Source organism: Rufibacter sp. JT20002 (assembly GCF_056491185.1).
The window spans coordinates 1-15,032 of the sequence record NZ_JBSZJY010000006.1; the positions used below are offsets into that span (position 1 = coordinate 1).

General features: G+C 44.1%; 13 protein-coding genes. 7 read left to right on the forward strand and 6 right to left on the reverse strand.

Annotated features, from left to right (window positions below; genetic code table 11):
* Both ACW9SV_RS21300 and ACW9SV_RS21305 read right to left on the reverse strand, forming a co-directional pair.
* A partial coding sequence (locus tag ACW9SV_RS21300; protein ID WP_479558805.1) for a hypothetical protein occupies positions 1–252 on the reverse strand: 252 nt, incomplete at its 3' end.
* 175 nt (positions 253–427) lie between these two features.
* A complete protein-coding gene (locus ACW9SV_RS21305) occupies positions 428–2,104 on the reverse strand; it encodes a hypothetical protein (protein WP_479558806.1) in 1,677 nt (558 codons plus the stop codon).
* Positions 2,105–2,681: 577 nt separating this feature from the next.
* Here ACW9SV_RS21305 and ACW9SV_RS21310 point away from each other — a divergent pair.
* The 7 genes from ACW9SV_RS21310 (at position 2,682) to ACW9SV_RS21340 (ending at position 11,201) form a co-directional block, all read left to right on the forward strand.
* Complete coding sequence (locus tag ACW9SV_RS21310; RefSeq protein WP_479558807.1) at positions 2,682–3,383, forward strand: HAD family hydrolase; 702 nt, start codon at positions 2,682–2,684, stop codon at positions 3,381–3,383.
* 535 nt (positions 3,384–3,918) lie between these two features.
* Positions 3,919–4,938 (forward strand): UbiA prenyltransferase family protein, encoded by a 1,020-nt coding sequence (locus ACW9SV_RS21315; protein ID WP_479558808.1) that lies wholly within the window; start codon positions 3,919–3,921, stop codon positions 4,936–4,938.
* A 68-nt stretch (positions 4,939–5,006) separates the two neighbouring features.
* Positions 5,007–6,443 carry a GMC oxidoreductase gene (locus tag ACW9SV_RS21320; RefSeq protein WP_479558809.1) on the forward strand — a complete coding sequence of 479 codons (1,437 nt, stop codon included), beginning with the start codon at positions 5,007–5,009 and terminating at the stop codon, positions 6,441–6,443.
* 80 nt (positions 6,444–6,523) lie between these two features.
* Positions 6,524–6,952 (forward strand): twin-arginine translocation signal domain-containing protein, encoded by a 429-nt coding sequence (locus tag ACW9SV_RS21325; RefSeq protein WP_479558810.1) that lies wholly within the window; start codon positions 6,524–6,526, stop codon positions 6,950–6,952.
* Between the two features lie 159 nt (positions 6,953–7,111).
* The gene (locus ACW9SV_RS21330) at positions 7,112–8,605 is read left to right on the forward strand and encodes a hypothetical protein (RefSeq protein ID WP_479558811.1); all 1,494 of its coding nucleotides are present in this window, start codon (positions 7,112–7,114) and stop codon (positions 8,603–8,605) included.
* A gap of 309 nt (positions 8,606–8,914) precedes the next feature.
* Entirely contained in the window at positions 8,915–10,225 is a 1,311-nt protein-coding gene (locus tag ACW9SV_RS21335; RefSeq protein ID WP_479558961.1) for a hypothetical protein, read from the forward strand.
* Between the two features lie 106 nt (positions 10,226–10,331).
* Entirely contained in the window at positions 10,332–11,201 is an 870-nt protein-coding gene (locus tag ACW9SV_RS21340; protein WP_479558812.1) for a hypothetical protein, read from the forward strand.
* 212 nt (positions 11,202–11,413) lie between these two features.
* On the opposite strand, the gene ACW9SV_RS21345 is transcribed toward ACW9SV_RS21340, so the two are convergent.
* From ACW9SV_RS21345 to ACW9SV_RS21360, 4 genes are all read right to left on the reverse strand, one after another.
* The gene (locus ACW9SV_RS21345; protein ID WP_479558813.1) at positions 11,414–11,824 is read right to left on the reverse strand and encodes a GtrA family protein; all 411 of its coding nucleotides are present in this window, start codon (positions 11,822–11,824) and stop codon (positions 11,414–11,416) included.
* Positions 11,825–11,895: 71 nt separating this feature from the next.
* On the reverse strand, positions 11,896–12,354 hold the full coding sequence (locus ACW9SV_RS21350) for a hypothetical protein (RefSeq protein ID WP_479558814.1): 459 nt from the start codon (positions 12,352–12,354) through the stop codon (positions 11,896–11,898).
* 497 nt (positions 12,355–12,851) lie between these two features.
* Complete coding sequence (locus tag ACW9SV_RS21355) at positions 12,852–13,850, reverse strand: hypothetical protein (protein WP_479558815.1); 999 nt, start codon at positions 13,848–13,850, stop codon at positions 12,852–12,854.
* Between the two features lie 121 nt (positions 13,851–13,971).
* Complete coding sequence (locus ACW9SV_RS21360; protein WP_479558816.1) at positions 13,972–14,973, reverse strand: glycosyltransferase; 1,002 nt, start codon at positions 14,971–14,973, stop codon at positions 13,972–13,974.
* Positions 14,974–15,032: the final 59 nt, after the last annotated feature.

The following is a 15,032-nucleotide window of genomic DNA, read 5'->3' on the forward strand; positions in this document are numbered from 1 at the left end:
ATAGGCCAGCGGCCCGGCGGCCAGCTCCCCGAAGCCCATGCGCACCAGGCTCACGGCCAGGTAGAGCTCGTCGCGCCACAGCGCCCGGTTGTCGGCGTAGTGGAAGAGCCTGAGCAGCGCCCCCGCCCCCAGCGCCAGCGCCGTGAGCGCCGCCCAGAGCCGCCCGGGCGGGGAGGGCACGCGCGCAGGCGCCGAGGACGGGTCCAGGTCTTCGCTTATCAGAAACGGGGCAGCGGGTAGCGGCAGGGGCATACGGCAGTTAGTTAGGTTCTTTGGGTGTATTTACTTGTTGTTTTAAAAAAAAGAGCTTTAATCAGGGTTAGTGGTCAGGAATTTAGGTCGGGATAAAATGGATGCATTACCAGTAAAACTTACTTGTGTCACCAAGCTGTTTTAAGGCTGATTTTGGTTAAACAGGTCTAAAAGGCTATTCAGAGCGTACTTCATACAGGCACACTTTAAGTTCAGGGGTTTCGTAGGAGTAGACTTCTTCTCCTAGTTGGGAGAACCTGTCCTGCAGCTTCTTCCCGCCTATTACTTCTTTAAAGTACCACTCAGGTTTGCTGTCAAACTCCCCAATCTTTACACCCCTGTTTTTACTGAAAATCAGCCAAACCCTTTTGGCTTCTTTAAGTGATTGTAGTTCAGGGTTCAGCCGGTTAAAGTAATCGGTTGAGCTGCTTGAAACTGCTCTCAGGTCACTTCCTTCTTTTGCCTGGTAGGTGAGCCCGTAGGTCTGTTTATAGAACCGGTAAGGCGTGGACATGTTCCAATAAACGTATACCTGGTCTCCGGCTTCAAATTGCTGGTCTATGAGAAGCAATGCCTCTCTGTAATAAGCCTTTTTAAAGCTCCCAAATAAGCTTGGGTCTACCAGCTGTTTCGCGGAGGACCAGAAAGGTGCCGCCAATAACAGAATAGGGAAAACAAAGGCACCTCTTTTGCCTAGCCTCTGCCCTGCCTTCGCTAATTTCTCGCACCCCAAGGCAATGATCAGGATAAACAGAGGAGCCAGAAAAACGGTCAGCCGTTCATACAATGGATATAACTCAAAGGCCGATGCCCCCGCTGCCAATAGGTACGGCAGGATTAGCACTAATATAAACTTCAGGTCTTTTCTGAAAAAGGAAACCAACCCTACCCCGATACTCGCCAAAGCCACGTAAGGCTTTTTCAATATAAACAGCAACCACCCGTTTTGCACCCCATCTACCTCCCACAGGAGCCCCAACGGAAAGCGGATGAGCCGGTTTCCGCCTTTCCGGATGGGCCATAAAAGATCCCAGAAAGAAGAAGGTGGAAAAGGCATAAATCCACTCCTAACTTTGAAATACTGAATCAACCAGGCAGAATCAGCATGTTTATAGGTGAACAGGAAGTAGTTGATCGCAAAACTTACCAGCCAGAGGCCAAAAGGCAAGCTTAGCCGGAACAAGGTTTTCCATTCCTTTTTAAAAAGGTGCCAGAAAAAGACCGCCATCGCCATGCCGGCTAGCACGAAGATAGAAGAAAAGGAAAACCAGATGATGAGCGCTCCCCACAGGCCCCATAAAGCCAGGGAAAACAGGTCTTTGACCTTATAAAAACGGGTGTACAGATACAGACAGACAACGGTGGCCAGCAACTCGGCGCTGTACTGCTTTATCTCCACGGTGTGGTAAACCAAAGCAGGAGCCAACGCCATGATCCCCATCGCGACGGCAACACCGGGTAACTTCAGGAAATGCCTGCAGACGTTCCGGAAGAGAAACAAAGACAGAAGCCCACACAGGAGTGGTACCAGCCGAAGCGCCAATTCACTCTTTCCAAAAAACAGCACCGCCACCTTGCATAAGATCAGAAATCCCATGGGCGCTTTCTGCTGGTACTCCAGGTCGGAGAAAATCAATTCCTTTAAGCTCATGTTTACCAAGCTAGACGCCAGGTAGATCTCATCTAACCACAACGACCTGTTGTCCAGAAAATGAAATACCCGTAAGCCCACGCCTACCCCTAACAAAACCCATATCATCACCCGCCACCCACTTTTGTCTTTGCTACTAGAGACAAGGGCTGCTGTATCGTTACTGGTTAGGGTCGGTTTTTTTAGAAACTGTACTGACATAAGGCAAGGCGTACAAGGGGAGATCCTTCGTGATAAGTGTTTACAAGCTGATTCTTCAAACTAAGGTGAAATTTTAATTGGGAAGAAAATCTTACAACAACAACCTTTGTTGCCAAATCCTTTTCCCGTTCTTTCGTATAAGTTTGTACAGGTTAAGTACTACTCACCTATAAACCACTCAATAACAATACCAATTTTTTCTTATTTATTCTTTATTGGTTTACAATATAGAGCAAATATGGCTTTTACTTAGGTCTTTCATGAAATTTGATCTAATGGTAACATTAAAAAGGGAAGCATTCTTTGAAAAAGGATTTACTAACTGCTGTCAAATTTCTAAGTGATTCTAGGAACGGCAATCTCTGTTATAGAAAAAGCCTTGCGATGATGTCAAGCAGTGGAACACATTAGGAAGGAGCCTTTACAACAAGGGCATTGCTGTAGCAAAGGGAGATCTAATAGAATAAAGAAGAATCAGCGGAATCTTTAAGTGCACCGGATAACGCACCTTCTATTTTGTGCCCGATTTTTGAAAAGCAACATAAAAACAACTCATACCCTAAATCTAAATACCAGAATGCAAGCAGATTCTACAGTGGACTTTACAGATATTAAGGCCGTAATTTTTGATGTGGATGGAACCCTCTACACCCAATCTAAACTGCGCAAAAAGATGCTTTACGCCTTGGTAAGACATTATGTGTTAAGACCTTGGAGAGCAAAAGACCTTCTGATCCTCCATCATTTCAGGGCCGAAAGAGAAAAGAAAGCCGGTGCTTTTGGCAATTTAGAGCACGCGCAATATGAATGGTGCGCCGCCAAAGGCAACTTCCCTATTCCCAAAATAAGAAAAGTGATCCAATATTGGATGTTTCAATTTCCTAATAAATACCTGGCAGGCTGTGTCTATCCTGGGGTGGAAAATTTCTTTAAATCACTTAGGAAAAACAACATCAAGATTGGCATCTACTCTGATTATGAAGCGGTTGAAAAGCTAAAGGCAATGAATCTGTCCGCCGACATAGTGGTTTCTTCCACCGATAAAGTGATAGATCAGTTAAAACCTAACCCCCAAGGCTTGCTGTATGTTGCCCAACAACTAGGGTTAGAACCCAAAGAGTGCCTATTTATTGGGGACCGCCAGGAACTAGACGGAGAATGCGCTATTAAGGCGGGTATGCCTTATATCATAGTAGAGAAAAAGCCCTTTGAGGAGTTTGATTTCTATGATGTCCTCTCCAAACAATTCACACAAATCAAAGCAAAAGAGCTGGTTTAAAGACCTTAACAATACAATAAGGGGTGGTTAGACAGCAAAACCGCACCCTTACATTTTTAAGCGCAGTTTTCGGCTAAATGGCATCCTTTTATGGCAAAGGCTTTTTAAGCCTAGTTTGAGGTTTTTGCGCTTAAATCATACCTGCTTAGCACCTATACTTTTGCGGTTCGTCTATTCTCCTCTTGGCAGTTTTTGAGGTTTACTTCCATGCAACTTCCCAGAAGTTTCCCCATAGAGCCTACGAACCCACCATTTACTTTCACTTTGGGACAAGTAATCTCATTTTGGGAAAACTTCTAAGAAAGAACCCTTATCCTTACATATCCTTCTATTTTAAAATATTTAAATTTTTTATCAGAAAAAGGATAATGTGTTTACAGAATTATAATTTAACTACAATTAAATCTTGGCACGGTTTTATAATAGTAAATCTTACAATAACACCCTTCCAAAGAACTTATTCTACTTGATTTTATAACTATTCACCCAAAGCACAACAGAATTAAGCTAAAACATAAAACATTTCTATCCACCTATGACCCAAACAATTACTTTCCCCGAATCCTCAAACCCAGAAGTGGTTCTACGGCCAGCCGGCTTTAAAGAGTATGTCGCCATTGCCCGGCCTGATCATTGGTTTAAAAACATCTTTATGCTACCAGGCATGCTCTTCGCCTTCATGGTGTATGACACAGCCCTGGACTGGGATCTCCTGCTCAGGATTGTCATTGGTATTGTGAGCACCTGTTTGATTGCCTCTGCCAACTACACCATCAATGAATATCTGGACGCTGAGTTTGACCGCTACCATCCAGAGAAAAAGAAAAGATCTGCGGTGGTGACGGTGCTAAGCCCCGTTTATGTCTATACAGAGTACTTCGCACTTGTTGCTTTGGGTCTGGGTCTCTCCTACTTCATCTCCATGCCATTCCTGGCCTTGGAAGCCTTCCTGCTCTTTATGGGCATCATGTACAATGTGAGACCATTCAGAACCAAGGAACGCGTTTATTTAGACGTACTTTCTGAGTCAGTGAACAACCCTATCAGACTAGCCCTTGGGTGGTTCATTTTCGTGCCAACCGCGCTTTTGCCAGAATCCGTATTGAACCCAATTTGGGCATTTATACCTCCAAGCAGTATCATTTTAGCCTATTGGATGGGAGGCGCTTTCCTGATGGCTACTAAACGCTTTGCTGAGTACCGCTACATCAACAACCCAGAACTAGCCGGGTTATACCGTAAGTCTTTCAAGAAGTACACAGAGAACAGCCTGCTTATTTCCATGTTCTTTTATGCCATCACTTCGGCCTTCTTCCTGGGTATCTTCCTGATCAAAAACAAGATTGAGCTCTTGATCAGCTTCCCCTTCTTTGCCCTGCTATTTGCCTGGTATTTACAGATTGGCTTGCGCAAAGACTCAGTGGTGCAAGGCCCTGAGAAACTGCACAAGGAGACCTCCTTTATGCTGTACGTGGTGGTATTCACCTTGCTGCTTATGGGATTGGTTTACTTTGACATCCCGGCCCTGAACTGGTTCCTGAAGCAGTCTTTCTAAGTCGTAAACGCCCTTCTTCCTACTCCCTAGCAGTAGAAACTGATTTCGCATTAAATTCTAAAAACTACATGAAATACGCGTCTTACGATCTGGTGATAATAGGCACTGGTTTCGCATCAACGTTTTTTCTGCACAAGTACCTGAGTAAAGCCCCGGCACAAGCCAAAGTTCTGGTATTGGAGAAAGGGCACCTTTTTCCGCATGCGGAGCGAGTGAAGGAAAGAAAGGGTGAGAAAACACCGTTTGCCAAGCTAAATCCAGAAGCCCAGGAGACTTATGACAACAAGAATCCTGAGAAAAGATGGATGTTCACGCAAGGCTTTGGGGGCAGCTCTAACTGCTGGTATGGCTGTACCCCCCGGTTTCTGCCTTCTGATTTTAAAATGAAGACGCTTTACGGAGTAGCGAATGACTGGCCGCTCCAGTATGATGACCTAGATCCTTACTACTCACAAGTGGAGGAACTGATGTCTATCTCTGGGCCGGAAATCACGCCTTTTCCTAAGAAAACCCGGTACCCGCTCCCACCCCATATTTTCACCTCGGTAGATAAGATTCTACACAAAGAGTACGGAGAGTTGTACATTAATCAGCCTACCGCTCGGGCAAGCGTACCGGTAAACGGCCGGGGCTCCTGCTGCGCAAGTGCTGTTTGTCACGTGTGCCCGGTAAACGCTAAGTTCACGATTGAAAATTCCAACATGGGGGTCTATGAAGACCCCCGTGTTGAAACCGTCTACGGAGCTCAGGTATTCAGCTTAGACCTTGAACAGAATAGGGCCAGAAAAGCCAATTACCTGAAAGACGGCAAAGAATACCAGGTGGCAGGCGAGATTTTCGCTTTGGGCACCAATGCCATCTTCAACTCCAACATTCTCCTGAACTCCGGGGACACCAACCCATTCACCGGAAAAGGATTAGGCGAACAGGTGGCCTTAGAGGCCTCCGTTTACCTGGACAACCTGGAGAATGTGGGAGGAAGCACCTGGGTGAATGCCAACGGCTACATGTTGTATGACGGTGCCCATCGGAAAGATTCCGCCGCCTGCTTGATGGAGTCTAACAACGCGCCTTACATCAGACTGGAGCGCGGCAAGTGGAGACACCTGATAAATTTCAGGATGATCTTTGAAGACTTGCCCGAGGCTCACAACTTCATCTCCACCACGGCAGACAAAACCCGGCCAGCGGTGAATTACAAAGGTCCGTCTGGCTACGCCATGCGCGGGATTGAGCAGATGAAAGCCAAATTGCCTGGGGTCTTAGGTTGCCTTCCCGTGGAGAAGATTGAGTACTCTGATATTATTGAGTCAGAAGCTCATATCCTAGGAACAACCAGAATGAGCCTTACTGCCTCAGAGGGAGTCGTAGACAAACACCTGCTCCATCATCAGTACCGCAATTTGTTTGTGTTAGGGAGCGGTAGCTTCACCACCTTCACGCCCGCCAACCCCACGCTTACCTTATCGGCTTTGTCGCTTCATGCGGCAGACAAAAGCTTTTAAACATCATTGATCACAAAGGAAAGAAACAGAAGCCGGGGCTGGAAAGCATTGGCAGGACAGAACGAAATAAACGGAGCCGTATGAAGAGAAGATCCTTTTTAAAATTAACAGGCTTGGCCGGAGCAGCCATGGTCACCCTCCCCAGTTTGGGTTTCATGTCTACTTCTATCAAAGATGCCGCTATAGGAATCATTAACCGGGAACTGAGTTACCTTAAGTTAGACCAAAAAGGGGTAGAGCAGTTTGTAGACGACTACTTTAAGGGCCATTACATCAATGGAAGCCTTAAAACACAGGTGAACCTCAAGTCTTGCTATTACCTGGGCATCACCGCCAATGAATCACGGCTGCTGTCAAAGCTGGTACAAACCTACATTGTGTCTACCGACTTCTTCATGAACCGGATGGACGAAAGCAAGCCGGTGAAGTACGTTGCCCTGAACAAAGCCTATAAAATGCCGTGCTATAATCCTTTCTCTTCTTTCTATTACCCGCCGGCAACAGTTTAGATTTTAAGGCATCAGTTACTTTATAAAACAGGGAGAACGGCTTGAAGCAGAATGATAAGCCTGTCCAGAAGAAGCAGGGCGCCACTAGAGGGCATGAGCTACTTCACTTGATGTATCAAATATTAAATACCGGTTTATAAACTCACAACATAGGCAGACATGAGTATTCCTTCCCTTTCCTTTAAACAGGCGTTTACTGCACAAAATATAAATTACTACAGCTTTCTGAATGAATATGCTTCTCCTGAGAAGTATAGATCATCGCTTTTGAAATACAAGATATTCTGCTGTGTGTGGGCTATTGCCTCTATTTTCCACATGGCAAACTATAACGGGTTTACCTTAAACCTGACTTTCTTCTTGCTCACCAGTGCGGCCATTGCTCTCATAGCCAAACCTTCTTCCATCGTTCGGCTGCTGATTTTCATTTCCATGCAGATGTTTCAGGCAACCTTGGATTTGCCGGGCATCAGTAATCACTGGATAGTGACCGCATTTGTGAACATTACTATTTTACATGCCTTTATCTACCTTATCATCAAGAGAAGAAGCTTTTACATAGACAAAGTAGAATTCCTGAACACCTTTGCCCCGTTGGTGAAGATTGAGTTGATCGTTCTTTATTTCTATGCTGTCTTCCACAAACTAAACGCTGGCTTTTTTGATACCGAAGCAAGCTGCGCGGTAAGGTTTATTATGGTGCAGAATAACTACTACAACATTCTGCCTTCCGATAAAGCCTTGCTAGCCCTCAACATCTATGCGACGTTGATCATTGAAGCCCTCATTCCCATCCTGATCTGCCTGCGCAAAACCCGCTACTGGGGAATCTTGGTCGGATTAGTGTTCCACTTTATTATCGCCTATAACCCTATCAACGGGTTCTATGACTTCTCGTCCATGGTGTTTGCCCTGTACTTCTTGTTTACCAGCACCAGTTTCAGTAACAAGATTTACAGCCTGTACCAGAAATTCCTTCAGCGTAAGGCGGTGCTCAAGAAGAAGCTGCTCCGGTTCAACATTGTCAACTTCGTGCTCTTTGGGGTTTCCCTTTTATTTGGTCTTTTCCTGATCTATTACTACAACAAAGTATTCCAGGATTATTTCCGTCACATTGTCTGGACGTCCTATGGGTTGGGTTTTATCATTCTCTTCATGTTATCCATGAATACCAAAGAGAAAACAAAGGAAACTAATCCCTTCTCTTACGCCCATTACTCTCTTTTACTATTTCCTATTCTGGTGTTCTTGAATGGATTGTGCCCGTACCTGGGATTGAAAACAGAGTCATCTTATGCCATGTTCTCTAACCTTAGAACAGAGGCGGGAATCTCCAATCACTTCATTGTTCCGGCCAGCACCCAAATCTTCGATTACCAGAAAGATATTGTGGAGATAGTTTCATCAACTGAGTATCACCTGCAAAATGTGGCCAAAAGCGGTAAACTGATGACTTACTTCCAGTTCAAACGATTTGTCAGAACAGAGCGGCCTGAGTTTGTCACTTACAAGAGAAATGGGGTGTTGCAGACCTTTGTCTTAAGCAAAGCCACTGCCAGCGAGCCTCTGTTTGTCAAAGATTGGTATGTACTGGAAAAGCTCATGTTCTACCGGTACTTCAACAAAAGCGGAGTCCAAGAGTGCTCCCACTAATTTCTAAGCATATTTAGCCATAATAACATCAGGTCATTGGAGGAAAAGAATTTCCAGTGACCTGATGCAATTACCTCCTCCACAAAACCTATCCCCTTATCCAATCCTTTTAAGCCCCCCCTTACTATGGGCACCTCCGTCGTTTCATTTAAAGCCCGGGTCGCTACTCAGAGTAGTGCGGTCTACAATTCATTTGCTGGAAACAATTCGTCTACAGAATACCAGCTTTCATTTCTTAAATACAAAATATTCTGTGTCTTGTGGGCCATAGCCTCCATTTTTCATATGGCTAACCACAATTCATTTTCTGTGGATTTAACCTTCTTTGCGCTTACCATCTCGGCCATAGCCCTGATGGCCAGGCCTTCCTCCATCTTAAGGCTTCTATTATTCAACTTAGTCCAGATGTACCAGGCCTATACAGACATGCCTGATACACCTAACCATTGGGTGTTGGCCGCTCTCATCAACCTGACCATCATCCAAGCCTATATCTTTCTTATTGTAAAGCGGAAAACCTTTTCAATTGACAAGGTGGAGTTTCTCAACACTTTTTCACCCTTGGTGAACCTTGAGTTGATTGCGCTCTATTTCTTCGCCGTTTTCCATAAATTAAATTCAGGCTTTTTTGATCCGGAGGCTAGTTGTGCGGTTAGGTTCCTCGTTCTGCAGAACAACTACTATGATTTTCTGCCCAGCGGCAAAGATTTGACCACACTGAGTATCTACCTAACTATTCTGATTGAGGCATTGATCCCGGTTCTCATTGTCAACAGGAAGACCAGGAACTGGGGAATCTTGCTAGGGCTCATTTTCCATTGCATATTGGCCTACAATCCTTTGAACGGCTTCTATGACTTCTCTGCCACGGTTTTCGCGCTGTATTTCCTATTTACCAGCACCAGCTTTACCGCCAAATTGCAAGACCTTTACCGAAGCTTTTCAAAGCGTAAAAACCTCTTGAAACGCAGGTTACTGAAGTACAATGCGATCAATTTTGCCATTGTTTCCGCTTCGTTCCTTCTGGTCATCCTGTCTATCTATTACTACAACAAAGTTTTTACAGACTATTTCCGGCATATCGTCTGGACGGCCTTTAGTGTTTCTTTCATCGTCCTCTTTGCCTTGGCCATGAACAAGAGGCAGCAAAACTCCCCAAGCAAAGCCTTCTCGGTAGCGCATTATTCCCTGCTTCTTTTCCCTATCATCGTTTTCCTGAACGGTTTGTGTCCTTATTTGGGGCTGAAAACGGAGTCTTCTTACGCCATGTTCTCCAACCTACGGACCGAGGGCGGAAAGACAAACCATTTCCTTGTTCCTGTCACCACGCAAGTGTTTGGATTTCAGAAAGATGTTGTGGAAATTATCTCTTCGCCTGACCCTTTCTTCCAAAAACTAGCGCTGGAAGAAAGGCAGCTGGTGTACTTCCAATTCAAGAAGTATGTAAGAAAAAACAAGGTACAACAGGTTACCTATGAAAGGAATGGGGTTAAAACCTCTTTTGACCGTAGCAAAGCCTCTGCCCAGGACGATCTGATGAAAAAGGGGAATCCTGTTCTGGAAAAACTAATGCTCTTCAGGAACTTCTATAAACACGATGTTCAGGGTTGCCTCCATTAAGAGGGCCTTCTAACACCTCAACATGTGCCTTTGAACTTCTTACAAAATCGTTTTCAGGCCTTATTTACAGAAACAGCTCCAAACCACCTCCAAACAAACCCTTATAATGGAAACCACCTTAGTTGTAAACCCCTCAAAAGTTTTTGCCTTCCTTGTGAAAGGATTCCTGCTGGTTATTACTTTAAGCCTGATTGCTGTTTCTCTGGATTACTATTTCAAAAATGTAGCGGTAAACTCTTCCATCCCCTCCAGCTACACATTCAAGACTTATGTTGTAGGCATGTTTGACTGCAACGGGGAAAAGAACATTCCTACCTACTTTTCCTTCCTGAACCTTGTCATCAGTTCCGGGCTCCTGATCTTCATCGGGAAAGTAGTGAAGGCTTCTGATGCACCGAGATTCTATAAAAGATGGTACCTATTGGGAGCCCTCTTCATGTTCTTAGCCTTCGATGAGCTGTTGATGCTCCATGAGGCCATGGGCCTTCCTTTTGTTGCCTTGATCAAGTACCTGAACAATGGAGAGGAGTCTTCCTTTATCAGGTTCACAGGTTTTATTCCCTATTTCTTAGTGGTGATTTTCTCTTTCTTTTACTTTGTTAAGTGGTTCTTTGCTTTACCCAAGACTACCATTTCTAGATTTATAGTTGCCGGCGTAATGGTGGTATTTGGAGCAGTAGGTATAGAAATGATTGGCGAATACCTAATGGGGATCTACGGGAAGACCAGCTATCCTTACAAGGTTACCACCAACCTGGAAGAAGCCTTCGAGATGCTAGGGATCATCTACTTCATCAAAGCCTTACTAGTTCATCTAGCCACGCAGAAAGACATGGTTACCTTCAATTTTGACTTACGTTCAGGTACAAGAGGGAATGGAAGCACCATGGACTTGACAAAAGCTGGCGCTCTTCAACATACAGCGGCAGATGCAGTTAAATCACCAACAAGTCTCCAAGTAAAGGAGACGGTGTGAGCCTAAGCTAGCTTTGCCTCTCGCCCACATTCCATTTTCATTCTCCTCACTTAACACAGACAAAGCAGATGGGCCTTCCCTTACCAAGAAGGCCCATCTGCTTTGTGGCTTAAATTGCAAAAACACGCTTAAAACAATTAGCACTTTCTCTTCTTCCAAACGAAGACTACTTTTCATCCTTAAAGATTAAAGCTCATTGGTTCTAAACTAAATCAGCCTTTAAAAACGAAAAGCTTTTTTGTCACAAAGTTAAAAACTGCAACCAGCACAATTGCCAAAAACTTTCCGGCCTTAGGCTCCAGCAACACCTCTTCTACAAATAGCCACACTAGGACTTGGTTGATCAGTAAACCCGCTAAAGAGAAGAACATGAAAGCGATAAACTCTACTCTGGAGGAATACTTTCCTGTTTTAAAAACCCAGACCTTGGAGATAAGATAATTTAACAGGATGGCCAAGATGGTAGAACCGAAGTTGGCGCCCAGGTAATCTAAATGATAATGCTCAAACAACAAGACAAAGAGGAGCATGTCAAAAAGGGCGCAGAAACCACCCACCAAGACAAACTTTACCAATTGAAATAGTTTCTCCTGTCGTTCGCTCTTTTGAATAAATGAGATCATATTAAGTTGACGTTCATTAAAAAATGCTTTTTAGGCTAGGAAGCCCAAAAGCGTAGAATAAGGGATTCTTCTTAAAACTTTGTTTCTATAACTTCTTCAGGACCTGTAACTTTGACTGGATTTTGCGCACTGTTCTGTAAGGTTTCTTTTGCTGCGGATTGATCAATGGCAACATCCAGCACTATCTTGGTCAGATCTTGCTGTGACTCCAGGTACTGGATCAGAGCTTTGATAAACAGGATCACGCCAACCATTTCAAGGGTCTCTTCTAACGTGGTGACCAACTTATAAATAGATAGTAAGTTGTTATTGACCACAAAGCCACTGGCCATTTCCATTCCAATGGTTCCCATGAGAAAGATGCATCCTGCCACTAAGAAGTTAATCAAGGTTTTTTTAGGCAAGGAAAAGGCAAATTTTATAAAGTAGGCGCCTATGCCTAACAACACCAAACCATAGGGAATAAACCACGCAAAATGCAGGAGCCCCAAGTTCTCCCTTTGCAGTACTTGTTGAAGAAGGGTTCGCATGGGCTTTGCGGAAACTTCATGTAAAGCAAACAGTTCATCTATGGCTAACCAGATGAAAAGGCAGCCCAACAGGTACCACTTTTTATAGTAAACGGGGCTGCTGCTGGTCTTCACGTACTTGGAAATCGTGAAAAGCAGGACCGCGCTAAACAGGAGGTTTAAGGTAGAGAAATAAGTAGGAACGTTCTTTTCACCGTCAAAGTAAAACATGCCGGTAACATAGTTTTGGAACGTGTACCTTGAGGTGATTTTAGAAGTGGTATAGTTCTCGAAGTAGAATTCCAGGGAGAGCACCAGCAAATTCAACACAAATAGCACAAGCAGTATCTTCAACAGAAACTTGAAAACAATCCCTGACTTGAGTTGATAAAAAAGGTGCATCCAAAAAAAATTGTTAAAGGTATAAGTATGGCACTAATTCGGGGCGTCAGTGGTCTTCTGCCCTCAGTGAGGCTTGCACGTGTCTTTTGACCGGCAAACCTTCTACTGGCCTATAATCAGGAAGCCACTTTTGAGAATCTGTATTTGATGATTTTGACTAAGTCATCGTTCAGGGGAACTCCCGCCAAGGCTTTGAGGGCGTACTTGAAACCATTTTTATAGTCTTTCTCCCGGATGTAGTTTTTTGTGTTGGTCATCATTTGCTCATGGTAAATGAGCTTGTCTAACTTCAGAGTCAGGTTCTTTACGGCCTGTAACTTCCTGCTTTTGGACAGTTTCTTGAAGTCAGGCATAAAAAGCTCATTTAGCCGTGGGTCTACTCTGTCTTTGTAGTGCCAGTAATGGTTAATATATTCATCCGAGGGCTTTATCTTGGTCACGGCGTCTAACACTACCGTAAAAGCCAGCTGCTCACTTATCCGCCACTTGGTTTTCAGGTAGAACTCATCAGAAAGCGCAAACACATCTGCCATCAGGTCTTTCATGTTTTTGGCCACCCCTATCACCCCGGCATTCCAGACATGCTGCAGGCGGGAAAACTGTCGCTCCTGCCCTCCTACCTTGAACGTCTTGCTTTCAATTAGCTTCACGAAGGATCTTGGAAACTCTTGGGCATCCAGAGTGGAAGTATTCAGCCATTTGTACACCGAGATCATTTCTTCAAAAGTGTACTCGCGCAAATGCATAAAGCTCTGCCCCGGCACAATCGCATTCAGTAAACTGTAAGGATTGGAAATGAAGAAGGTATCTGTATCAATGTACAAGACGTCATCATTAGGAAACTGCTTGAAGGTTTTATCTATCACTGAAATCTTGAACCGGTAAATCAACCCAGATTTTCTGGTGCTTTCCTCAATTTCAGATTGGGGAACAAAAACATAGGCAATGTTGAAGCCTACGAGGTAGCTTTTGAAGTAATCTGGATTGTCTGTGTAGATCACAATCCTGACATCCTCATTGCTGTTGTCATACCAGCTCAGAAAACTTAAAACTGAGAAGAGGGTTCTTTTGAATTCAACCTCTTTGCCATAGCATAATAAAACCACGTTCTTCATAACTACTTCTTTACAGTTTTAGCAATAAACAGGCATGACACATGCCTTACTCATGGCCTTCAACCAGCACTCTCCAGAGGCATTGGGGCTCTTATTTAAGACGTTGAATGATAGCACTTCCTTAGGTTAATAAAGATTTATAGAAAGCTATGGTCTCCAATGCCACGGTTTTAGGGTCGAGGCAAGAAATGTCAGGATAATCCTCGGCCACCTCTTCTGATTCCTCTAAGATTTCGGTCATACTTCTTTCCAATACTTCCGCTGAAATCTGACCTTGATAGGTTTTGATCCACCGGGAACCCACCATCTGCTTTAACTCCGTTAAGGCCCATAAATCAGGGGCCAAGGTTGGTTTGTTGAAGCTAAGGTTCAGCAAAGCAGACCCCGAATTGAAAATCTTATTGTAAGGGTTAACCACTACATCAGCACTGTTGAAGAACACCTGAAGGTTCTCGTCTTTCACAAAGGAATTAACAAAGACAATGTTTTCAGACTGGTCCAGATGCTCTTCCAATTCAGCTTTTATGTCCTCATGCACGCTTCCTGCAATAAGTAATAGGGTGCTCGGGCTTTTCAAATCTTTATAAGCTTTGATCAGGCCGGTTACATTCTTATAAGCCCTAATCTGCCCCAAGAAGAGAAAAATGAATTTATCGGTAGGTACTCCTAACTCTTGCCGGGCCCTGATTCTATCAATCTCGTTCTGGTAATAATTCTTGTAATGAGGATGATGAATGTGGGCAAACTTCTTCTTACGGTTATTGTTCGTTTTCTTGTTTATAAGCTCTAAACCGGACCGGTTCAGACTGATGAACCCATCTACCTTCCGGTACATAAAATCATTCAGCTTCTTTTGCAGCGAAGGAAATTTCCCCTCGTGGTCTTCTAGGTTATGCACGGTCCAGACTACTTTTTTGTTTAGTAGCTGAATCAGGGTTATAAAGAGGAAAAAGATAGAAAGCCTAAGGTTGGCCTTAAACAAGCTATCCCCAAAGATGATGTTGGTAGGCCAATGGATATGGAATATCTTGTATTTGAACGAAAAAATATACCTGATGCTACTCCTTATAGAGAAATCAAACTCATAAATGGGATACCCTTGCTCCTGTATGTTGCTATACAAGATATAGTTGTAGGGGTTTCCCGCTCTGGTTGAAAACGCAGGACAAGCCAGTATACCAA